This window comes from Mumia quercus (assembly GCF_025506335.1).
Lineage (GTDB): Bacteria > Actinomycetota > Actinomycetes > Propionibacteriales > Nocardioidaceae > Mumia > Mumia quercus.
In genome coordinates, this window is the sequence record NZ_JANZYO010000006.1 from 98,832 (window position 1) to 119,068 (window position 20,237).

The 20,237-nt window shown below is 71.8% G+C and carries 18 protein-coding genes; 8 read left to right on the forward strand and 10 right to left on the reverse strand.

The window, feature by feature from the left end; all coding sequences use genetic code 11:
- The first annotated feature begins 103 nt into the window (after positions 1 to 103).
- Positions 104 to 2,854, forward strand: a complete 2,751-nt coding sequence (locus tag NYZ95_RS15100; protein ID WP_262852149.1) for an AAA family ATPase — start codon at positions 104 to 106, stop codon at positions 2,852 to 2,854.
- Between the two features lie 6 nt (positions 2,855 to 2,860).
- Here the strand turns inward: NYZ95_RS15100 and NYZ95_RS15105 are convergent, their stop codons facing one another.
- Positions 2,861 to 3,538 carry an O-methyltransferase gene (locus NYZ95_RS15105; RefSeq protein WP_308212253.1) on the reverse strand — a complete coding sequence of 226 codons (678 nt, stop codon included), beginning with the start codon at positions 3,536 to 3,538 and terminating at the stop codon, positions 2,861 to 2,863.
- A gap of 212 nt (positions 3,539 to 3,750) precedes the next feature.
- On the opposite strand from NYZ95_RS15105, the gene sigE reads away from it, so the two are divergent.
- Together sigE and NYZ95_RS15115 are read left to right on the forward strand one after the other, a co-directional pair.
- Positions 3,751 to 4,356, forward strand: a complete 606-nt coding sequence (gene sigE, locus NYZ95_RS15110) for an RNA polymerase sigma factor SigE (protein ID WP_262852150.1) — start codon at positions 3,751 to 3,753, stop codon at positions 4,354 to 4,356.
- Positions 4,356 to 5,696: an anti-sigma factor gene (locus NYZ95_RS15115; protein WP_262852151.1), complete on the forward strand. Its 1,341-nt coding sequence runs from the start codon at positions 4,356 to 4,358 to the stop codon at positions 5,694 to 5,696. The genes sigE and NYZ95_RS15115 overlap by 1 nt, the downstream gene beginning before the upstream one ends.
- Here NYZ95_RS15115 and NYZ95_RS15120 read toward each other — a convergent pair whose 3' ends face one another.
- The 6 genes from NYZ95_RS15120 to NYZ95_RS15145 all read right to left on the reverse strand — a co-directional run bounded on the left by NYZ95_RS15120 (position 5,697) and on the right by NYZ95_RS15145 (position 10,555).
- Positions 5,697 to 6,026, reverse strand: coding sequence for a sec-independent translocase (locus NYZ95_RS15120; RefSeq protein ID WP_262852152.1), 330 nt, complete (start codon positions 6,024 to 6,026; stop codon positions 5,697 to 5,699).
- Positions 6,027 to 6,058: 32 nt separating this feature from the next.
- On the reverse strand, positions 6,059 to 7,204 hold the full coding sequence (locus NYZ95_RS15125) for an Mrp/NBP35 family ATP-binding protein (protein WP_262852153.1): 1,146 nt from the start codon (positions 7,202 to 7,204) through the stop codon (positions 6,059 to 6,061).
- 28 nt (positions 7,205 to 7,232) lie between these two features.
- A complete protein-coding gene (locus NYZ95_RS15130) occupies positions 7,233 to 7,778 on the reverse strand; it encodes a DUF1003 domain-containing protein (protein WP_262852154.1) in 546 nt (181 codons plus the stop codon).
- Positions 7,775 to 9,025 carry a magnesium transporter MgtE N-terminal domain-containing protein gene (locus NYZ95_RS15135; protein ID WP_262852155.1) on the reverse strand — a complete coding sequence of 417 codons (1,251 nt, stop codon included), beginning with the start codon at positions 9,023 to 9,025 and terminating at the stop codon, positions 7,775 to 7,777. The genes NYZ95_RS15130 and NYZ95_RS15135 overlap by 4 nt, the downstream gene beginning before the upstream one ends.
- A gap of 101 nt (positions 9,026 to 9,126) precedes the next feature.
- Positions 9,127 to 9,876 carry a hypothetical protein gene (locus NYZ95_RS15140; protein ID WP_262852156.1) on the reverse strand — a complete coding sequence of 250 codons (750 nt, stop codon included), beginning with the start codon at positions 9,874 to 9,876 and terminating at the stop codon, positions 9,127 to 9,129.
- Positions 9,877 to 10,000: 124 nt separating this feature from the next.
- On the reverse strand, positions 10,001 to 10,555 hold the full coding sequence (locus NYZ95_RS15145; RefSeq protein WP_262852157.1) for a hypothetical protein: 555 nt from the start codon (positions 10,553 to 10,555) through the stop codon (positions 10,001 to 10,003).
- A 31-nt stretch (positions 10,556 to 10,586) separates the two neighbouring features.
- On the opposite strand from NYZ95_RS15145, the gene NYZ95_RS15150 reads away from it, so the two are divergent.
- The 5 genes from NYZ95_RS15150 to NYZ95_RS15170 all read left to right on the forward strand — a co-directional run bounded on the left by NYZ95_RS15150 (position 10,587) and on the right by NYZ95_RS15170 (position 16,108).
- Positions 10,587 to 10,901, forward strand: coding sequence for an EamA family transporter (locus NYZ95_RS15150; protein ID WP_262852158.1), 315 nt, complete (start codon positions 10,587 to 10,589; stop codon positions 10,899 to 10,901).
- Positions 10,886 to 11,467, forward strand: coding sequence for an EamA family transporter (locus NYZ95_RS15155; protein WP_262852159.1), 582 nt, complete (start codon positions 10,886 to 10,888; stop codon positions 11,465 to 11,467). The genes NYZ95_RS15150 and NYZ95_RS15155 overlap by 16 nt, the downstream gene beginning before the upstream one ends.
- A gap of 115 nt (positions 11,468 to 11,582) precedes the next feature.
- Complete coding sequence (locus NYZ95_RS15160) at positions 11,583 to 12,563, forward strand: HpcH/HpaI aldolase/citrate lyase family protein (protein ID WP_262852160.1); 981 nt, start codon at positions 11,583 to 11,585, stop codon at positions 12,561 to 12,563.
- Between the two features lie 46 nt (positions 12,564 to 12,609).
- Positions 12,610 to 13,806 carry an acyl-CoA dehydrogenase family protein gene (locus NYZ95_RS15165; protein WP_262852161.1) on the forward strand — a complete coding sequence of 399 codons (1,197 nt, stop codon included), beginning with the start codon at positions 12,610 to 12,612 and terminating at the stop codon, positions 13,804 to 13,806.
- 172 nt (positions 13,807 to 13,978) lie between these two features.
- Positions 13,979 to 16,108 carry a RecQ family ATP-dependent DNA helicase gene (locus tag NYZ95_RS15170; RefSeq protein ID WP_262852162.1) on the forward strand — a complete coding sequence of 710 codons (2,130 nt, stop codon included), beginning with the start codon at positions 13,979 to 13,981 and terminating at the stop codon, positions 16,106 to 16,108.
- A 7-nt stretch (positions 16,109 to 16,115) separates the two neighbouring features.
- Here NYZ95_RS15170 and NYZ95_RS15175 read toward each other — a convergent pair whose 3' ends face one another.
- Genes NYZ95_RS15175 through NYZ95_RS15185 form a run of 3 tightly spaced genes read right to left on the reverse strand, consistent with a single transcriptional unit; the run spans position 16,116 to position 20,198 of the window.
- Positions 16,116 to 16,511: a hypothetical protein gene (locus NYZ95_RS15175; protein ID WP_262852163.1), complete on the reverse strand. Its 396-nt coding sequence runs from the start codon at positions 16,509 to 16,511 to the stop codon at positions 16,116 to 16,118.
- 52 nt (positions 16,512 to 16,563) lie between these two features.
- Positions 16,564 to 18,954 (reverse strand): phosphoketolase family protein, encoded by a 2,391-nt coding sequence (locus NYZ95_RS15180; protein WP_262852164.1) that lies wholly within the window; start codon positions 18,952 to 18,954, stop codon positions 16,564 to 16,566.
- Complete coding sequence (locus NYZ95_RS15185) at positions 18,951 to 20,198, reverse strand: acetate/propionate family kinase (protein ID WP_262852165.1); 1,248 nt, start codon at positions 20,196 to 20,198, stop codon at positions 18,951 to 18,953. Before NYZ95_RS15185 ends, NYZ95_RS15180 begins: the two co-directional genes overlap by 4 nt.
- Positions 20,199 to 20,237 lie beyond the last annotated feature (39 nt).

Genomic DNA, 20,237 nt, shown 5'->3' on the forward strand with positions numbered 1-20,237 from the left:
GGTGCGCTTCACGCTAGGAACGGGCGGCAGGCCGTCGCATCAGGTGACCCCCCTGGTCTCCAAACCACCCCGACGCAGCCCTGCCGATGACTAGCCTCGGAGGATGCTCGTGGGACGAGCGCAGGAGTCTGCCGTGGTCGCGGAGCTGCTGGAGGGCGCGCGGCGCGGGTCCAGCGGCGTCCTCGTCGTCGTCGGCGAGGCGGGGATCGGCAAGTCCACGCTCCTCGACCAGGCGCGTACGACCGCCCAGGGGCTGCGTGTGCTGTCGGCCGCCGGTGCGGAGCCGGAGCGCGACCTGCCCTTCGCCGGCCTCGCTCAGCTGCTCCGGCCGGTGCTCGGCCACCTCGACGCGCTCCCCGAGGTGCAGGCCGAGGCGCTGTCGCAGGCGCTCGCGCTGGGGGCGAGGCCCGCCGGCGAGGCGACCGCCGGGCCGGGGGAGCGGTTCGCGGTCTCGGCGGCCACCCTCGGTCTGGTGAGCCGTGCGGCCGAGGAGGAGCCGCTCCTGCTGCTCGTGGACGATCTCCACCACCTCGACCGGCCGTCGATCGACGCCATCCTCTTCGCCGCGCGGCGCCTGCTCACCGACTCGGTCGCGGTCGTCCTCGCCGCGCGCCCGAGCGAGGGGGTGGACGAGCTCGTCGCCGACCTCGACCGGCTCGACCTCGCAGGGCTGTCGCACGACGAGTGCCGCGAGCTGGTCGCGTCCCGCGGGCTCTCCACGCCCCAGGTCGACAGGCTGCACGCGATGAGCGGAGGCAATCCGCTCGCCGCGCTCGAGATGGCCCGCCGCCCCGACCTCCTGACGCGCGACCTCGGCACGGTGCCCGTGCCTCGGCTGATCGAGCAGGCGTTCACCGGGCGCCTGGAGATGCTGAGCCCGCCTGCGCGCACCGCGCTCACGGTCGCCGCGCTCGCCGGCGACCTCGACCTGGCGACCGTCGCGGCCGCCTGCACCGCCGCCGGCACCGATCTCGCGCGGCTGGTCGAGGCGGAGGAGGCCGAGCTCGTGGAGGTCGAGGCCGACCGCGTCCGCTTCCTCCACCCGCTGATGCGGGCGTCGCTGGTCCAGGCCACCGCGCCCGGCCTGCGTCGCCGGCTCCACCGCCTGCTGGCCGACGCCCTCCCGGCGCGCGACCTCGACCGCAGGGCGCTGCACGTGTCTGCGGCCACGATCGGCCCCGATCCCGAGGCCGCCGCGATCCTCGACGACGCCACCACCTCGGCCGCGCGCCGACGCGCGTACGCGGTCGCCTCGGGCTGGGGTGAGCGCGCCGCGCACGCCAGCGCCGACCCGGCGCAGCGTGCCCGGCGGCTGACCCTCGCAGGCGAGCACGCGTGGCTCGGCGGACTCGCCGACCGGGCCTTGGAGATGCTCGGCGACGCGGTCGCCGCAGCCCCGGAGGAGCAGGCACGACGCCGCGCCCTCGCCCTGCGCGGCGTCGTGAGCGCACGCTGCGGCTCGCTCGTCGAGGCACGCGACCTCCTGCTCGAGGCGTCGCAGCCGATCTCGGCCGACGACCCGGACCTGGCGGTGCTGCTGCTCGCCGAGGCCGTGTACGCCTGCGTCTACCTCGGCGACGCCGCCGCCGTCCGTACGGTGCTGGAGCGGCTCGACGCGTACCAAAACCGCACCGAGCACACGCGCAGCCGCATCCTCGGCGAGCTGGCCGCGGGGATCGGCCGGGTCATCATCGGCGAGGGCGACGCCGGTGCGGAGCGGATCAGGCGCGCCGTGTCGGCCTCGGGCGCCGGCGACCTCGTCGACGACCCGCGGTGGCGGGCGTGGGTGCTCCTCGGTCCGATGTGGTTGCGCGAGTCCGGCGAGACCCGCGTGCTGATGGAGAGGGTCGTCTCCGACGCCCGCGAGCAGGCGGCCGCGGGGACGCTGCCGTTCCTCCTCTTCCACGCGGCGCGCGACGACGCCGCGACCGATCGGTGGACGTCGGCGGAGGCCGCGTACCGCGAGGCCATCGCGCTCGCGCGGGAGTCCGGACAGCGGACGGACGAGGCGATCTCCCAGGCGGGCCTGGCCTGGCTCCTCGCACGCCGCGGCCGCGAGGAGGACATGCGGCGGGTGGCCGAGGAGGCCGAGCGCCAGTGCGTGCGCAGCCGGCTGAACTTCGGGCGCACGTGGTTGACGTTCGCGTGGGGAGACCTCGCTGCGGGCCTCGGCCGGTACGAGGACGCCGTCGGCCACTACCGCGCCCAGCAGGCGCTGGTCCGGCACCTCGGCATCGACGACCCCGACCTCTCACCGGCGCCGGAGCTCGTGGAGTGCCTCCTGCGGGTCGGCGACGTCGGCGCCGCCCACACCGAGGCGACGATCTTCGAGCAGCGCGCCGCCGCCAAGGGCCAGCCCTGGTCGAAGGCCCGCGCCCACCGGGCCGTCGCCCTGGTGGGGATCGACCCGGAGGAGCGGTACGAGGCGGCGCTGGCGCAGCACGCGCTGAGCCCCGACGCGTACGAGCGGGCGCGGACCCAGCTGGCGTACGGGGCCTACCTGCGGCGCGCGCGGCGTCGGACCGAGGCACGCAGCGTCCTCCGGGAGGCGCTGGACACGTTCGACCGTCTCACCGCCGTGCCCTGGGCCGAGCAGGCGTCGACCGAGCTCGCCGCCACGGGGGAGCGCGCCCAACGCCGGGCGGTGGGGGCCGAGCAGCCGCTGACCCCCCAAGAGCTGCAGGTCGCGCGCCTGCTCGGCGACGGTCGTACGACCAGGGAGGCGGCTGCCGCACTCTTCCTGAGCCCGAAGACGGTCGAGTACCACCTGCGGCACGTCTACATCAAGCTCGGGATCGGGTCGCGTGCCGAGCTGGCCGAGCGGCTCAGCGAGGACGCCGAGCTGCGGCAGTGACGCCGATCAGGCGGCGCGCAGCTGGGCGACCAGCAGGCCGTCGCCGACCGGGAGCAGCGCCGGGAGGAACCGCTCGTCGTCGAGCAGGGCCTTGCCGAGCTCGCGCACGGCGACCGTGTCCTCGTCGCGCCGGGCGGGGTCGGCGACGCGGTCGTGCCAGAGCGCGTTGTCGAAGGCCAGCACACCGCCTGGACGCAGCAGGCGGACGGCCTCCTCGACGAACAGCGGGTAGTCGCGCTTGTCGGCGTCGATGAAGACGAGGTCGTACCCGCCGTCGGCGAGGCGAGGGAGCACCTCGACGGCAGATCCGGAGATGAGACGGAAACGGTTGGGGGCGATGCCGGCCTCGGTCAGCGTCGCACGGGCGAGACGCTGGTGCTCGGCCTCGCGGTCGACCGAGGTCAGGACGCCGTCGGGCCGCATCCCGCGCAGCAGCCACAGCCCGGACACGCCCGTCCCGGTCCCGACCTCGACGACGGCGCTGGCGCCGGAGACGGCGGCAAGCAGACGCAGCGCGGCGCCCCCACCCGGGCCGATCGGGGCGACGCCGACCTCGTCCGCACGCGCGCGCGCATTGAGCAGGTGCTCGTCCTCGATGACGAACTCCTCGGCGTACAGCCAGCTCTGCGTGGTGATCGCGGTGGCGATGACGGACTCCTCTCGGACGGCCGGGACACCCGGCACTGCGCCACAGCCTAGGGCATGGGAGCGGCCAGACCGGGCACCGTCGCCGTGCGGGCGGGCGTGGCGTCGGGACGGCCCTGAGGGTGAGATGCGTCACCTCGGAAGCCCTGGCGCCCCTACCCCGTCATAGGGAACCACCAGCGCCGTCTCATCGTTGTCTCAGATTGTTGGGAGACGATCAGAGTCCGACCAACACAGGAGGTCGTCACACCATGAGCACGACCACGCAGCTCGACGAGGTCCAGGCCCCCGCCGACGGCGGCGTCGGCACCTGGGAAGAGATCGTGGAGCAGCACTCAGCGCGTGTCTTCCGGCTCGCCTACCGCCTCACGGGCAACCAGCACGACGCGGAGGACCTGACGCAGGAGGTCTTCATCCGCGTCTTCCGTTCGCTCGACTCGTTCAAGCCCGGGTCGTTCGAGGGGTGGATCCACCGCATCACGACCAACCTCTTCCTCGACCGCGTCCGCCGGAAGTCGAAGTTCCGCTTCGACCGGTTCAGCGAGGGTGCCGAGGAGCGCCTGACCGCCGCAGACCCGTCGCCGGAGCGTGCGTGGAACGACGCCATGCTCGACGCCGACGTCGAGGCCGCGCTGGCGGCGCTGCCCGACGAGTTCCGGGTCGCCGTGGTGCTCTGCGACATCGAGGGCCTGTCGTACGAGGAGATCGCCGACGTCCTCGGCGTCAAGCTGGGGACCGTCCGCTCCCGCATCCACCGCGGCCGCAAGCAGCTGCGCGGTGCGCTCGAGCACCGTGCCCCCTCCGGCTCCCGTACGCGTTTCGCCGGCCCCCTCGACCCCGTGGTGGCGCCGCGCTGATGGCACACCTGGGTGATCGCGTCGCGGCCTACGTCGACGGGCAGCTGCCCGCCGAGGAGGCGCGTCGTGCCCAGGACCACCTGGCGGTGTGCGCGACCTGCCGCGAGGCGGTGCTCGCCCAGCGCCTGCTCAAGCGCCGGATGACCGGCCTCGGGGCCGCGGCGCCGACGCCGTCGACCAGCCTGCTGTCCGCCCTCTCCGACCCGGCGCGGCTGGCGGCCGCCGCTCCTCCCTCCCGCTTCCACCTCCTCCTCGACCACGCCGTCCTCCGGGCCTCGATCGCCGCCTCCGGGGCGTCCGCGGTCCTCGTCGGTCTCGCGTACGTCGTCGGCGCTCCCCATGCGCCCGTCGACACCGTCCGGCCGCCGCTCGACCAGTTCGTCGCCCAGTTCCGCGGCGAGGCCGACCCCGTCCAGCAGACCGTCCGCTCCGCGACGGACCCCGCCACGGAGGTGTCGCTGGCCGTCGCTCCCGGAAGGGCCATCGCCCCCGCTCGGACGGACTCCGCCGAGGCCGTGGCCCGCCTCGAGCGTGCCGTCGGCTCGGCCGTCAGCGTGCGCCTCCTCGCGCACCACTACGACCTCTCCCTCGTGCCCTCGCAGGTCCCTGGGCGCTCGGAGGTGGTCGTCGCCGCAGGCGGGCGTCGGGTGGCTTCGTACGTCCTCGACGACGTCGCCGGTCGCGTGCAGCGCGTCGTGCGGTACGCGCAGTCGGCGCACGACGAGATGCTCCGCGTCATCCGGCCGGTCTCGCGCGACGCAGCCGCGTCGGTCGTGCCGGCAGCCCTCGCCGCCGACGACCCGTCGGCGTCCGCAGACTCCTCGGCGTCGGGCCGTTCGGACTCCGCCGAGACCGACGTCGCCGGGACTTCGCTCGGTGCCTTCCTGGCCGACAGGATCGACGCCGCCACCATGCACGAGCTCGCCTCGGTGGGCTGGCCCTGCCACGACCAGCTCGGCGCGGGTCTCGAGCGGGTCTCGGCCCGATGGGTGGACCTCGCCGGCGACAAGGCGATCGCCCTCACCTACACCGACGGGGTCTCGACCCTCACCGTCTACGAGCAGAACGGCGCGCTCGACGACGAGGCGGTCACGGGCTTCGAGCGCACCGACGTGGGCGGCACCCCGGTGTGGGTCCGCTCGGGGAACCCGTCGGTCGCCACCTGGGACTCCCACGGGATCGTCTTCACGGTCGTCACCGACGGGTCGACCGACCGACTCCGCGACGCCCTCGACGACCTTCCGCAGCAGCCCCGTCGGGACGGCGTGCTCGACCGGGTCCGGACCGGGCTCGCGAGGCTGACGTCGTGGGTCACCCCGGGCCCGGACCCGAGCCGCTGATCAGGTCGCGTCGACGTCGAACGGCGGAGGCTCGCCGGGCTCGAGGCGCTTCTGAGCGGGCTTGGGCTCCGGAGCAGCGATCGGCTCGTCGTCGACGGCACCCTTGACCATCTCGCGCGGGTCGAGCCCCTTGAGCTCGTCGCGCAGCGTCGTGAAGTCGTCGCCCATCTCGCGCTGCAGATCGGCCTTTGCGTTGTCGGCCATCTGCCGGACGGTGCGGACGAGGCGCCCGAGCTGCCGGGCGAACTCCGGGAGGCGCTCCGGGCCGAACACCACGATCGCGACGATGGCGATCACGAGGAGCTCCGCCACGCCGATGTCGCTGAACATGCGCGCAGCCTAGCCGTCGAGAGGGGAGCGGGTCAGCGACCGGTCGGGGAGAGCCCGAGCTGCATGCCCGCCAGGCCGCGGCTGCGGCCCGACAGCGTCGAGGCGATCTGCGTCAGCGCCCTGCCGGCCGGGCTCTGCGGCGCCTCGTCGACGATCGGCACACCCGTGTCGCCTCCGACCCGCATCTGCTCGTCGAGCGGGACCTGCCCGAGGAGCGGCACGTCGTACCCGAGCCGCTGGCTCAGCGTCGTCGCGACGGTCTGCCCGCCGCCCGACCCGAAGACCTCCATGCGCTCGCCGTTCGGGAGCTCCAGCCAGGACATGTTCTCGACGACGCCGACGACGCGCTGGTGCATCATCGAGGCCATCGTGCCGGCGCGCTCGGCGACCTGGGCGGCCGCGTCCTGCGGCGTCGTCACCACGACCACCTCTGCGTTGGGGAGGTGCTGGCCGAGGCTGATCGCCATGTCGCCGGTGCCCGGCGGGAGATCGAGCAGCAGCGCGTCGAGGTCGCCCCAGTAGACGTCGGAGAGCATCTGGACGAGAGCGCGGTCCAGCATCGGTCCGCGCCAGGCCACGACCTGGTCCTTGCGCGGCTTGAGCATGCCGATGCTCATCACCTGCATGCCACGGACGGGGACCGGCATGATCATGTCCTCGACCTGCGTCGGGCGGGCGTCGCCCACTCCGAGCATGTCCGGGATCGAGTGACCGTAGATGTCGGCGTCCACGATGCCGACCTTGAGGCCCTGGGCGGTCATCGCGGCCGCGAGGTTGACGGTCACCGAGGACTTGCCGACGCCGCCCTTGCCCGAGGCGATCGCGTACACCTTGGTGAGCGTGCCCGGCTTGGCGAACGGGATCTCACGCTGGGTCTGCCCGCCGCGCAGCACCTCCTGGAGGTTCTTGCGCTGGTCGTCGTTCATCACGCCCATGTCGACGACGACGTCGGTCACGCCGGCGACCTTCATCACGGCGTTGGTGACGTCGCGCGTGAGCGTGTCCTTGAGCGGACAGCCCGCGACGGTGAGCAGCAGGTGCACGGTGACCTTGCCGCCGTCGATGTCGACCCCGTCGACCATGCCGATCTCGGTGATCGGCCGGCGGATCTCAGGATCGTTGACGGTGGACAGTGCCTGCGTGACGCTGTCCGGGAGCACCTCGGTGTCTACGGCCATGACATCGATGCTACGTGCGTGGGGGAAGTCACCTCGGTGTCGGGTCGGCCTGGCCCTCGGTGGGCTCTGTGCCGGTCGCCGTGACGCGCTCCTCGATGTCGCTGACGACCCCACGGAGCTCGGAGCGCAGGAAGTCCCGCGTCGCGACCTCGCCGAGCGCCAGGCGCAGGCTCGCGACCTCGCGGGCGAGGAACTGCATGTCTGCGTGGGCGCGCGCGTTCTGCTCGCGGTCCTGCTCCTGGGTGACCCTGTCGCGGGCCTCCTGGCGGTTCTGCGCGAGGAGGATGAGCGGCGCCGCGTACGAGGCCTGGAGCGACAGCATCAGCGTCAGGAAGATGAAGGGGAACTCGTCGAAGCGCAGCGAGACCGGCGCGAGGGTGTTCCACAAGATCCACGCCGCGACGAAGACGGTCATCCACGCGATGAAGGTCGCCGTGCCCATGAAGCGGGCGAAGCCCTCGGCGAACTTGCCGAACGACTCGGGGTCCATCCGTCGGCGGCCCTCGCGGCGCCAGGTCCGCCCGGTGTCGCGCGGCTGGTCGAGCCGGACGCGCCGGTCGTCGCGTTCGCTCATCGTGCCACCTCGGGCTCGTAGTCGCGCCAGCCCTCGGGCAGCAGCTCGTCCAGCACGTCGTCGACGGTGATCGCGCCGACCAGGTGCTGGGACTCGTCGACGACGGGGCACGCGACGAGGTTGTACGTGGCGAGGAGGCGCGCGACCTCGTGAAGGGACGTGTCCGGACGGGGCCAGTCGATGTCGTTGACGGCGATCGACCCCACCAGCGAAGACGGCGGCTCGCGCAGCAGGTGCTGGAAGTGGACCACGCCGAGGAACCTGCCGGTCGGCGTCTCGAGCGGCGGGCGCGCGACGTAGACGAGAGCGGCCAGGGAAGGAGACAGCTCCGGCTCACGGATGCGGGCCAGGCACTCGGCGAGGGTCGCGTCGGGGGGAAGGATGACGGCGTCGGAGGTCATCAGACCGCCCGCCGTGCCCTCCTCGTACACCATCAGTCGCCGGACGTCGTCGGCCTCCTGCGGCTCCATGAGCGCCAGCAGCTCCTCGGCGGTCGCGAGGGGGAGCTCGGCGATCACGTCGGCGGCGTCGTCGGGCGACATCTCCTCAAGGACGTCGGCGGCACGCTCGGGGTCGAGGCGCCCGAGGATCTCGACCTGGGCGACCTCGGGCATCTCCTCAAGGACGTCGGCGAGCCGCTCGTCGTCCAGCTCGGCGGCGATCTGCGTGCGACGCAGGACCGGCAGCTCGCGCAGCGCGTTGGCGAGGTCGGCCGGCCGCATCGTGTCCATCGTGGCGAGCAGGTGGGTCGCACCCTGGGAGGGCTGCTCGGCGGCGAGGTCGGCGACGTCGTTCCACGCCACCACGACGCCGTGGCCGCGACGACCGAACCTCTTGGAGCGCTCGCGGACGGCGACGTCGGTGAGGTACCAGTCGCGGCTGCGGTCCTGCTCCATCGCCACGTCGTAGACGACGCCGCCCTCGAGGTCCTGCGACGGCACCCGCACGGTGCGGTCGAAGAGCTCGCCGAAGACGAGCGTCTCGGTCTGGCGCTGCTCGAACCGCCGCAGGTTCAACAGGCCCGTGGTGATGATCTGGCCGCCCTCGAGGGACGTCACGCGGGTCATCGGCAGGAACACGCGTCGTCGGCCGAGCACCTCGATCACCAGACCCAGCACCCGGGGGAGGCGGCCGGCGCTGCGCTGCGTGACGACGACGTCGCGCATCTTGCCGACCTGGTCGCCGGCGGGGTCGAAGACGGCGTGCCCCGCCAGCCTGGCGAGGAAGATGCGGCTCGTCGAGGTCACGGGGTCAGCCTAGCCCTGTGCGAGCGCGAAGCCGGGGACGTGCGACGCCCCGTCACCGCGGTGCGGTAACGGGGCGTCGGACGGTGCGTGGGTGAGCGTGATCAGCTCTTGCCGCGGGTGGTGAACTTCCCGGCGACCGTCGTGCTCGTGCCCTTGACGACGAAGCGGTACTTGTAGCGCTTCGACGAGCGGAACGAGTAGGACACCTTGCCCTTGCGGTTCAGCTTGAGGGTCTTGACCTTCTTCCACTTGCCGCCGGCCTTGCGCTGCAGGACGACCTTGGTCTTGTAGGGGCCCCACTTGCCGTTGGTCTTGAAGCGCTTGAGGTTGATCTTGGCGACCTTGCGGGTCGAGTTGGACCAGTAGCGGATGCTGCCCGAGGCCCTCAGGTCGGACTTGATCGTGAAGTTGCCGCCGCCGACGGTGGTGTCGGTGAACCAGCGGTCGGTGCTGCCGTCGTACCACTTGATCCGGACGTTGGCGACGCGGAAGGTGCCCCGGCCCCACTGGTTGTAGAAGGTGAAGCCACCGCTGGTCGACTGGTAGCCGCTGCTGACGTAGCCGATCTGCTGGTTGGCGAGCAGGCGCGTCCCGCCACGGTAGACGTCGGCGTAGACGGTGACCCTGCCGTACTCCCCGAGGTCACCCACCTGGCGCATGTAGGTGCCGACCTGCATGTACTTGGTGCCGTAGTTCATGGCCACGCCGCTGGAGGAGCCGACACGCAGCGACGTGACGTCGATCGGGGACGAGGCGGCAGCCGCGGGTGCAGCCGAGACGACTGCGAGCCCCGAGAACGCGAGCGCGCCACCGGCCACGGCGGCCGAGGCGCGCTTGATGAGGGTCTTCACGAGGAGGTGCCTTCCTGAGCAGGACGAACGATGCGACAGCAACGTATCCGATGAAAGGTCCAGGTCCTCCGCGCCCTTGTTGTGGTAATGCCTTCAACTATCTCGGGCGTCGCCGGACACGTGCTCAGGCCTCGCGGCGTGGCGACAGACGGGGTGCGCGCCGCTGCCGGTGGAGGGAGAACGGCCGGCCCTCGACCGTACGGGCGGGCGACTCCAGAGGCTGCTCGCGCTGGTCGTCGTCGCCGAGGTGACCGGGCGACGCGAGCAGGTCGGTGGGGCGGAGGTGGACGACGACGCACTCGCGGGCCCACCGCGCCACCGCTTCGTCGGGCTCGAAGAGGTTGAGGCGCTCGGCGGCCAGCAGCGCGGTGACGTCGCCCCAGTCGGGATGGGTCGGCTCGATGACCTCGACCGTCGCGCGGACCTGCGCGACCTGCGCGCGGGTCGACTTCGCCCGCAGGTCGAGGAGGACCTCCCGCTGGTCCCTGATCCCGGGGAGCGGCTGCTCGTCGCCGCCGGCCACCACGCAGACGGCGTCGTCGAGCCAGACGTGCCAGACCGGGTGCCAGGCGCCGTCGTAGACGACCCACATCAGGCCCGACTTCTTGGCGACCTCCGCGACGAAGGCCCTGCGGAACAGGGCTTCGAACTCTGCGTCGACCGGCTCGGCGGGGTCCATAGCCGCCAGCATAGGGGCGCATACTGCCGACGTGAACGTGCTCCTCGCCGCCGTGGCCGTGCTCGGTGTCTCGCTGTCCGGCCCGCTGATGGCAGGAACCCAGGCGCCGGCGCTCGCGATCGCGTTCTGGCGCAACGCCCTCGCGGAGGTGGTGCTGCTGCCGGTGGCCGCGACCCGGCACCGGCGCGAGCTGCGGACGCTGACCCGCGCCGACGTCCATACCTGCCTGGTCGCGGGAGCCGCGCTCGCCGTCCACTTCGCCACCTGGGTCAGCGCGCTGAAGCTCACCTCGGTGGCGGCGGCGACCGCGCTGGTGTCGATGCAGGTGGGGTGTGGGTCGCGCTGATCGGACGGTTGCGCGGAGCGCGCATCCCGCTCGGTGTCGGCCTCGGACTGCTGCTGGCCTTCTGCGGCGTGCTCGTGATCACGGGGATCGACCTCACGCTCTCGCGCGAGGCGCTGGTGGGCGACCTCCTCGCGGTCGTGGGCGGGCTCAGCGCGGCGGTCTACACCGTGGCCGGGGCGCGGGCTCGGGAGACGCTGACGACCACCTCGTACACCGTGCTCTGCTACGGCGTCTGCGCCCTCCTCCTGCTCGTCGCCTGCGTCGCCGGGGGAGTGCCGCTGCTCGGCTTCGGCGCCACGGCGTGGGCGGGGATCGTCGCGGTCACCGTGACCGCGCAGCTGCTCGGCCACTCGGTGATCAACCACCTGCTCGCGGTGATGAGCCCGATGCTGGTCTCGCTGCTGCTCCTGCTCGAGGTGCCGGGCGCCGCGGTGCTCGCGGCGGCGCTCCTCGGGCAGGCGCCGGGGGTCGGGGTGTACGCAGGGCTGGCGCTGATCCTCGCCGGACTGGCCGTCGTGGTCCTCCGTCGGCCACCGCGTCGTACGGAGGTCGTCGACTCCGACTGACCGGGGCGGGGGAGCCGTGAGAAGCAGGTCACACTGCTCCTCTTGTTACTAGGCGTTAACAAGCTCCGTAGGTACAGTCAGCCCTGATCCCGTCCCCGCTGTATCGAGGTGACCCGTGTCTGCCGCTGTGTCCCCAGAGAACAAGGCGCTCCGCTCGCGCCGTTCCTGCCTCGCCGTCCCCGGCTCGAACCCGCGCTTCCTGGAGAAGGCGAAGGGTCTCCCCGCCGACCAGGTCTTCCTCGACATCGAGGACGCGGTGGCCCCGCTGGCCAAGCCCGACGCCCGCAAGAACATCGTCTCCGCGCTCAACGAAGGCGGCTGGGGCGACAAGGTGCGCGTGGTCCGCGTGAACGACTGGACGACGCAGTGGACCTACCGCGACGTCATCGAGGTCGTCGAGGGCGCCGGCGCCAACCTCGACTGCATCATGCTGCCGAAGGTCCAGACCCCCGAGCAGGTCGTCGCGCTCGACGTCCTCCTCACCCAGATCGAGAAGACGATGGGGTACGAGGTCGGCCGCATCGGCATCGAGGCGCAGATCGAGAACGCGCTCGGCCTGACGAACGTCAACGCGATCGCCGCCGCGTCGCCGCGCGTCGAGACGATCATCTTCGGCCCCGCCGACTTCATGGCCAGCATCAACATGAAGTCGCTCGTCGTGGGCGAGCAGCCGCAGGGGTACGACGTCGGCGACGCGTACCACCACATCCTGATGAGCATCCTCATGGCCGCGCGTGCGTACGACAAGCAGGCGATCGACGGCCCGTACCTCCAGATCCGCGACACCGAGGGCTACCGCCGCGTGGCGTCGCGGTCGGCCGCGCTCGGGTTCGACGGCAAGTGGGTCCTGCACCCCGGCCAGGTCGACGTCGCCAACGAGGTCTTCAGCCCCCGCCAGGAGGACTACGACCACGCCGAGAACATCCTCGACGCGTACGACTGGTTCACCTCCGAGGCCGGTGGCAAGAAGGGCTCGGCGATGCTCGGTGACGAGATGATCGACGAGGCGTCGCGCAAGATGGCGCTCGTGATCTCGGCCAAGGGACGCGCTGCCGGCATGCAGCGCACCACGCGGTGGGAGCCGCCGACCGAGTGAGGTCGGCCCGCACCCACCCCGTCGTACGAGAGATAGAGAGAAGATCATGGGCCGCCTGGTCACCACTGACGGACTGACCGACGTCCAGGAGGAGATCCTCAAGACCGTCCGCGAGTTCGTGGACAAGGAGATCATCCCGGTCGCCACCGAGCTGGAGCACAAGGACGAGTACCCGCAGGCCATCGTCGACGGCCTCAAGGAGCTCGGCCTGTTCGGGCTCACGATCCCCGAGGAGTACGGGGGCCTGGGCGAGTCGCTGCTCACGTACGCGCTGGTGGTCGAGGAGATCGCCCGCGGCTGGATGAGCGTGTCGGGCGTCATCAACACGCACTTCATCGTGGCGTACATGCTGATGCAGCACGGCACGGAGGAGCAGAAGCAGAAGTACCTCCCGCGGATGGCCACCGGCGAGGTCCGCGGCGCGTTCTCGATGTCGGAGCCGTCGCTGGGCTCGGACGTCTCGGCCGTCTCGACGAAGGCGACCAAGCAGGACGACGGGTCGTACTCGATCACCGGCCAGAAGATGTGGCTGACCAACGGCGGCTCGTCGAACCTCGTCGCGGTGCTGACCAAGACCGACGAGGGCGCGGACTCCGTCTACCGGAACATGACGACGTTCCTGGTCGAGAAGGAGCCAGGCTTCGGCGAGACGGCTCCGGGCGTCACCATCCCGGGCAAGATCGACAAGATGGGCTACAAGGGCATCGACACGACCGAGATGATCCTGGACAAGCACCAGATCTCGGCCGACCAGATCCTCGGCGGCGTCCCCGGCAAGGGCTTCTACCAGATGATGGACGGGGTCGAGGTCGGCCGCGTCAACGTCGGAGCCCGTGCCGTCGGCATCGCCAACCGTGCCTTCGAGCTCGCCATCGCGTACGCGCAGCAGCGCGAGACGTTCGGCAAGCCGATCGCGCAGCACCAGGCGATCTTGTTCCGCCTCGCCGAGATGGGCACGAAGGTCGAGACCGCCCACGCGATGGTCGTCCGTGCCGCGCGCAAGAAGGACGCCGGCGAGCGCAACGACGTCGAGGCCGGCATGGCCAAGATGGTCGCCTCGGAGTACTGCAACGAGGTCGTCGAGGCGTCGTTCCGCATCCACGGCGGCTACGGCTACTCCAAGGAGTACGAGATCGAGCGCCTCTACCGCGAGGCGGCGTTCATGCTGATCGGCGAGGGCACGTCCGACATCCAGAAGATGATCATCGGCCGCAGCCTGCTCAAGGACTACAAGCTGCGCTGACCTGCCGCCCCGCCTCCGCGGTTTGCCACGCCAGCGTGGGAAGTCGTGGTTGGCGGGGCGTGCTTGCCGCGCCAACCGAGGTTTGCCGCGCTGGCGTGGCAAACCTCGGCGAGCGGCGGGGGCTGCGGAGGGCGTACGACGGGCGTCGGCGCGGCTGCGTACGGTGGACGTCATGCCCTCCACCACCGCACCGTCCAGCCTGAGCCCGTCGCGCGCCGCTGTCGCCGAGCGGGTGATCGGTGCCCTCGCGGGCCCCGGCGCCCAGCTGCGTGACGACCAGCTCAGCGCCGTCGCTGCCCTGTCGGAGCCGCGTGCGCGGGTGCTGGTGGTGCAGGCGACGGGCTGGGGCAAGTCCGCGGTCTACTGGGTCGCCACGGCGATCCGGCGTGCCGAGGGCGCAGGGACGACGCTGGTGGTCTCGCCGCTGCTCTCCCTGATGCGCGACCAGGTCGCGGCCGCCGCCCGCGCCGGGCTCCGGGCGGAGACGCTCAACTCCTCCAACATCGAGGAGTGGTCCCGCATCGAGGAGGCCCTGCGCGCCGGCGAGGTGGACGTCCTCCTCGTCTCGCCCGAGCGCCTGGCCAACCCGGGGTTCGGCCGACGGGTGCTCGACGCCCTCGCGGGGCGCATCGGCCTGCTCGTCGTCGACGAGGCGCACGCGGTGTCGGACTGGGGTCACGACTTCCGCCCCGACTACCGCCGCGTCTCCGACGTCCTCCAGCGGCTCAACCCCGACACCCCCGTCCTCGCGACCACGGCGACCGCCAACGCCCGCGTCACGGCCGACGTCGCGGCGCAGCTCGGTGACGAGACGCTCGTGCTCCGAGGGCCGCTCGCACGCTCCAGCCTGGAGCTGTCCGTCGTCGACCGGCTGTCACCGCTCCAGCGGTACGCGTGGGTGGTGGACCACCTGCCGACGCTCCCGGGCTCCGGCATCGTCTACGTCCTCACCGTCGCCGACGCCGACCGGCTCGCCTCCGCGATCCGCGCCGTGCACGGGTCCGCAGCGCCGGTCGCCGCCTACACGGGGCAGCTCGAGGCGGCCGAGCGCGAGCGCCTCGAGGACGCGCTCCGCCGCAACGAGGTCAAGGCGCTGGTGGCGACGTCCGCGCTCGGCATGGGGTACGACAAGCCCGACCTCGGCTTCGTCGTCCACGTCGGCGCGCCACCGTCGCCGGTCTCGTACTACCAGCAGGTCGGACGTGCCGGCCGTGCCCTCGACCACGCCCACGCTGTGCTGCTTCCGTCGAGCGCGGACGACGGGGTCTGGGACTACTTCGCCACCGCGACGATCCCCGTCGCCGACCAGGTCGAGCGCCTTCTCTCGGCGATGGCCGACGCGACGCCGGACGCTCCGGCCACGGTCGTCGGTCTCGAGGCCGAGACGGGCCTGCGACGGGGGCGCGTGGAGCTCATGCTCAAGCAGCTGGCGGTCGACGAGGTCACCGAGCGCGTCGAGCGGGGGTGGGTTCGCACCGGGCGGGAGTGGTCGTACGACGCCGAGCACTACGAGGGCGTGGTCGCAGTTCGCCGTCGCGAGGCCGACATCATGCGCGCCTACACGCGAGGCGAGCGGTGCCTGATGCAGCTTTTGCAGGAGTCGCTCGACGACCCCGAGGCCGCGCCCTGCGGGCGGTGCTCGGTCTGTCGGGGCACGCTTCCGGACGGGCTCGCCGCGGCGCCGCAGCCCGACACCGTACGCGCGGTGGCGGCGGTGCTGCGCCGGCGTGACAACGTCCTCGAGCCGCGCAAGATGTGGCCGGGCGGTGCCTTCGGCTCCCGCGGTCGGATCGGCCCCGACCGTCTCGTCGAGCCGGGGCGCGCCGTGATCCACGCGGACGCGCCTGAGTGGCGCGAGGTCGTCCACTCGGTGTTCTCGTCCGACGCGCCGGCGCCGGAGGAGCTGCGTGACGCGTGCGTCGGCGTGCTGGCGCGGTGGAAGGAAGACTGGCGGGCGCGGCCCGAGGTGGCGGTCGACCTGGCGGCCGCCGGCTTCCCCGTCCTCACGGCGAGCGTCGCGGACCACCTCGCCCAGGTCGGGCGGCTCGGCCGGTCGACGGTCCCGGTCGCCCCCTCCGCGCTCCGCGGCGACCTGCGTGACCTGACCTCGGCCGACGAGGCGACGCTGTGGCGTGACGCGGTGCCGGTGCCGCCGGAGACCGCAGCGGCGGTGGCGGGCCGTACGGTGCTGCTCGTCGTCGACGCCACGGCGTCGCAGTGGCCGATCACCGTTGTCGGCGGCGCGCTGCGCGGTGCGGGGGCCACGGCCGTCCTGCCCCTCCTCATCCACCGGCGGGTGTGAGCACCGCTCAACGCAGGTGGGAGCGGTCCCACCCCGTGACGAACGCGTACATCGCCTCCGTCAGCCCGTGGTCGTGCGTCGACGCGGGCCGCCACCACACGTCGAGCATCACCCACGCCTCGGCCGAGACGCCGCTGCCCCGCTCGGCGCGGCCGAGCTTGCGCCGCGCGGTGGTCGCGCCGTACACGAGCCCGACGGGGAGGACGACCGCGTGCGTCGCGTCCTCGACGGGGACCGCGACCGGCAGGATCCAGCCTGCGGTCACCGGTTTGCGCGAGGTCGTGTAGGTCAGCAGCCGCCCCTGCGTCGTCTGCACCCGCGTGTACACGTCCTCGAGCGGGATCTTCCGGTGCTCGCAGGCGGCGACGAAAGCCTGGACGTTCTCCCGTGCCTGGCTGTCCATGCCGGGAGGCTAGTTGCGCTGTGTTACAGCCGCGTCAACAACCGCCGGCCGCTCAGGTCGCCGGGTTGAGCACCCAGTCCCTCACCTCGGGCATGTCCTCCAGATGCTCGCGGACGTACGCGTGGTGCTTCTCGAGCATCTGCGTGCAGTGCTCGCGCAGCTCTTGGGCGTTCTCGGGCGTGTGCTTGGAGTTGTTGAGCACGTCCTCCACGAGCTGGTAGCGCGACATGCCGTTGAGCACCGTCATGTCGAACGGCGTCGTCGTCGTGCCCTGCTCGATGAACCCGCGAACGTGGAAGCGGTCGGCGTCCGGGCGCCCGTGCACCAGCTTGTGGATCGCGCCGTGGTAGCCGTGGAAGGCGAACAGCACGTCGACGTCCTCGGTGAACAGCCCGGCGAACTCCGACTCGGACATCCCGTGCGGGTGGTCCTTCTGCCGCGGCAGCGTCATCAGGTCGACGACGTTGACGACCCGTACGGTCAGGTCCGGGACCCACTGCTTCAGCAGCTGCGCGGCGGCGACCGTCTCCGCGGTCGGCACGTCACCCGCGCACGCCATCACGATGTCGGGCTTCTTCGAGCCGTCGTCGTTGCCCGCCCACTCCCAGATGCCCGCGCCCTTCTCGCAGTGCGCGGCCGCGTCGTCGATCGAGAGGTACTGCAGGTGCGGCTGCTTGTCGATCGCGATCAGGTTCACGTACGAACGTGAGCGGAAGCAGTGGTCGGCGACCGAGAGCAGGCAGTTCGCGTCCGGCGGCAGATAGACCCGCGACACGATGCCGCGCATGTTGAGCACGACGTTGATGAGCCCGGGGCCCTGGTGGGAGAACCCGTTGTGGTCGTTGCGCCACGTCGTGGAGGTGAGCAGGATGTTGAGGCTCGGGATCTTGGCGCGCCACGGCAGGTGGGCCGCCTCCTCCAGCCACTTCGCGTGCTGGACGGTCATCGACGCGCTGACCATGCCGAACGACTCGTACGTCGCGAAGAGGCCGTGCCGCCCCGTCAGGTTGTAGCCCTCGAGCCAGCCCTGGCAGTTGTGCTCGCTGAGGACCTCCATCACGCGGCCGTCCCGCGAGAGCTTGACGTCGTCGGGCGTGACCCGCTCCATGAACGCACGGTCGCTCACCTCGAAGACGGCGCCGAGCCGGTTCGAGTTGGTCTCGTCGGGGCAGTACAACCGGAAGTTGTGCGGGTTGTCGCGATAGATGTCGGCCATCATCGCGCCGAGCACGCGGGTGTTCTCGAAGCGTTCCGCCGCCGGGTTCAGAACCTCGATCGCGTAGTCGGTGAACGGTCGCAGGGCGAGGTCCTGGGTGAGCACCCCACCGTTCGCGGCCGGGTTGGCGCTCATCCGCAGGTCGCCGTCGGGGTTGTTCGCCTGCACCTCGGCGCTCGGTCGGCCGTCCGGGAAGAGCTCGTCGGGCCGGTACGACTTCATCCAGGACTCGAGGATCGCCAGGTGCTCGGGGTTGGTCCGCACACCGGACAGCGGGACCTGGTGCGCACGCCAGGTGCCCTCGACGGTGACGCCGTCGATCTCGTGAGGCCCGGTCCACCCCTTCGGGGTTCGCATGACGATCATCGGCCAGCGCGGCATCTCCCCGTCCCAGGTCCCGCCGCGGGCGGCGTCCTGGATCGCCCGGATCTTGCCGTACGCCTCGGCGAGCACCGCGGCGAAGCGGTGGTGCATGCCGGGGAGGTCGTCGCCCTCGATCTCAAGGACGTCGTAGCCGTGGCCGGTGAAGAGCTCGCGCACCTCCTCGGGCGGCTTGCGTCCCAGCACCGTCGGGCTGGCGATCTTGCCGTCGTTGAGGTGCAGGATCGGCAGGACGGCGCCGTCGCGCTCGGGGTTGAGGAAGGAGATCCCCTTCCAGGACCCTTCGAGCGGGCCGGTCTCGGCCTCGCCGTCGCCGACGACTGCCACGGCCAGGAGGTCGGGGTTGTCGAAGACCGCGCCGAAGGCGTGGATGAGGACGTAGCCGAGCTCGCCGCCCTCGTGGATCGAGCCGGGCGTCGTCACGGAGACGTGGCTCGGGATGCCGCCGGGCGTCGAGAACTGCCGGCAGAGGCGCGTGAGCCCTTCGGTGTCGAGGGAGACCTGCGGATACACCTCGGAGTAGGTGCCCTCCAGATAGGTGGCCGCGACCACCGCCGGTCCGCCGTGACCGGGCCCGGAGAGGTAGATCGCGGACTGCCCGGTCGCGCGGATCAGCCGGTTCATGTGGGCGTAGACGAAGGACTGGCCGGGGCTCGTGCCCCAGTGCCCGAGGAGGCGCGGCTTGATGTCGTCGGCGGTCAGCCGGCGCTCCAGGAGCACGTTGCTCTTGAGGTAGATCTGCGCCACCGTGAGGTAGTTGTTCGCCCGCCACCACGCGTCGAGAGTCGCGACCTCCTGGTCGGACGGGTTCGCGAGCGCGGTCACGTCGATGGTCGACTCGGTCATGCGTGCTCCCTTGCTTCGGGGTGGTCCGTGGGCGGTGCCGTACGGGCGGGTGAGCCCGTACGGACAAGAGCGACGGTGTGCTGGGCGATCTCGGCCTCCTCGTCGGTGGGGACGACCGCGACGCGGATCGGCCCCCCTCCGATGACGAGGCCCTCGGCGGGGACGGAGGAGGTGTTGCGGGTCGGGTCGAGCTCGATCCCGAGGTGGCCGAGCGGGTCGCACACCTGGGCGCGCAGCTCGGGGTCGTTCTCGCCGATCCCGGCGGTGAAGACGAGGGCGTGGACACCAGGGACGGTCGCGAGGTACGCGCCGATGTACTGGCGGATGCGGTACGTGGCGAGGCGGATCGCGGCGGAAGCGTCCTCGTCACCGTCGGCGGCTCGTGCCCTGATGGCGGCCATGTCGGACTCGCCGGTCAGCCCGAGCAGCCCGCTGCGGCGCTCGAGCAGCTGAGCGACCTCCGTGGTGGACATGCCGGCGTCGTCCTGGAGGTACAGCACCGCGGACGCATCGAAGTCACCGGCGCGCGTGCCCATGACGAGCCCGGAGAGGGGAGTGAAGCCCATCGACGTGTCGACGCTGCGGCCGCCCTCCACGGCGGTGATCGAGGCGCCGTTGCCGAGGTGGCAGACGACGAGGTTGACGTCGGCCTCGGGGATGCCGAGCAGCGCGGCGGTCCGCTCGGTCACGTACTCGACGGAGGTGCCGTGGAAGCCGTAGCGGCGCAGTCGGTGCTCCTCGGCGACGTCCTGCGGGATCGCGAACGTGTAGGCCTCCCAGGGCAGCGTGGCGTGGAAGGCGGTGTCGAAGACGGCCACCTGCGGGAGGTCGGGGTCACGTTCCTTCATCAGCCGGATGCACTCGACGGCGATGGGGTTGTGCAGCGGGGCCAGGGACGAGAGGGCGTCGATGCGCTCCAGGACCTCGTCGTCGACGACGACCGGAGCACTGAACTCCGTCCCGCCGTGGACCACGCGGTGCCCCGCCCCGACGAGCCCGTCGAGCCGAGCGCCGGCTTCGTCGAAGCGGCGGAACATCGCGGCGATCGCCTCGGCGTACGTGGCGCCGGGCAGTGGCCGCTCCGCCGGCTCCTGGCCGGTGACCTGGTAGCGCAGCGAGGTGCCGTCGTGCCCGATGCGGGAGACGATGCCCCGCCCGAGACGTACGCCCGACGTCGCGTCACGCAGCTCGTACTTCAGCGACGACGAGCCTGCGTTGATGACGAGCACCGTCTCGTCCGGCATCGAATCCTCCTTGCCCGACCAGCACTGCGGCGCGCCCGG

Excerpts from the sequence above, each read along its gene's own strand:
- NYZ95_RS15100 (WP_262852149.1), top strand. The coding sequence starts at position 104 with ATGCTCGTGGGACGAGCGCAGGAGTCTGCCGTGGTCGCGGAGCTGCTG.
- NYZ95_RS15125 (WP_262852153.1), bottom strand. The coding sequence starts at position 7,204 with ATGGCCGTAGACACCGAGGTGCTCCCGGACAGCGTCACGCAGGCACTG.
- NYZ95_RS15145 (WP_262852157.1), bottom strand. The coding sequence starts at position 10,555 with ATGGACCCCGCCGAGCCGGTCGACGCAGAGTTCGAAGCCCTGTTCCGC.
- NYZ95_RS15175 (WP_262852163.1), bottom strand. The coding sequence starts at position 16,511 with ATGGACAGCCAGGCACGGGAGAACGTCCAGGCTTTCGTCGCCGCCTGC.
- NYZ95_RS15165 (WP_262852161.1), top strand. The coding sequence starts at position 12,610 with ATGGGCCGCCTGGTCACCACTGACGGACTGACCGACGTCCAGGAGGAG.
- NYZ95_RS15170 (WP_262852162.1), top strand. The coding sequence starts at position 13,979 with ATGCCCTCCACCACCGCACCGTCCAGCCTGAGCCCGTCGCGCGCCGCT.
- NYZ95_RS15130 (WP_262852154.1), bottom strand. The coding sequence starts at position 7,778 with ATGAGCGAACGCGACGACCGGCGCGTCCGGCTCGACCAGCCGCGCGAC.
- sigE (WP_262852150.1), top strand. The coding sequence starts at position 3,751 with ATGAGCACGACCACGCAGCTCGACGAGGTCCAGGCCCCCGCCGACGGC.
- NYZ95_RS15115 (WP_262852151.1), top strand. The coding sequence starts at position 4,356 with ATGGCACACCTGGGTGATCGCGTCGCGGCCTACGTCGACGGGCAGCTG.
- NYZ95_RS15185 (WP_262852165.1), bottom strand. The coding sequence starts at position 20,198 with ATGCCGGACGAGACGGTGCTCGTCATCAACGCAGGCTCGTCGTCGCTG.
- NYZ95_RS15180 (WP_262852164.1), bottom strand. The coding sequence starts at position 18,954 with ATGACCGAGTCGACCATCGACGTGACCGCGCTCGCGAACCCGTCCGAC.
- NYZ95_RS15120 (WP_262852152.1), bottom strand. The coding sequence starts at position 6,026 with ATGTTCAGCGACATCGGCGTGGCGGAGCTCCTCGTGATCGCCATCGTC.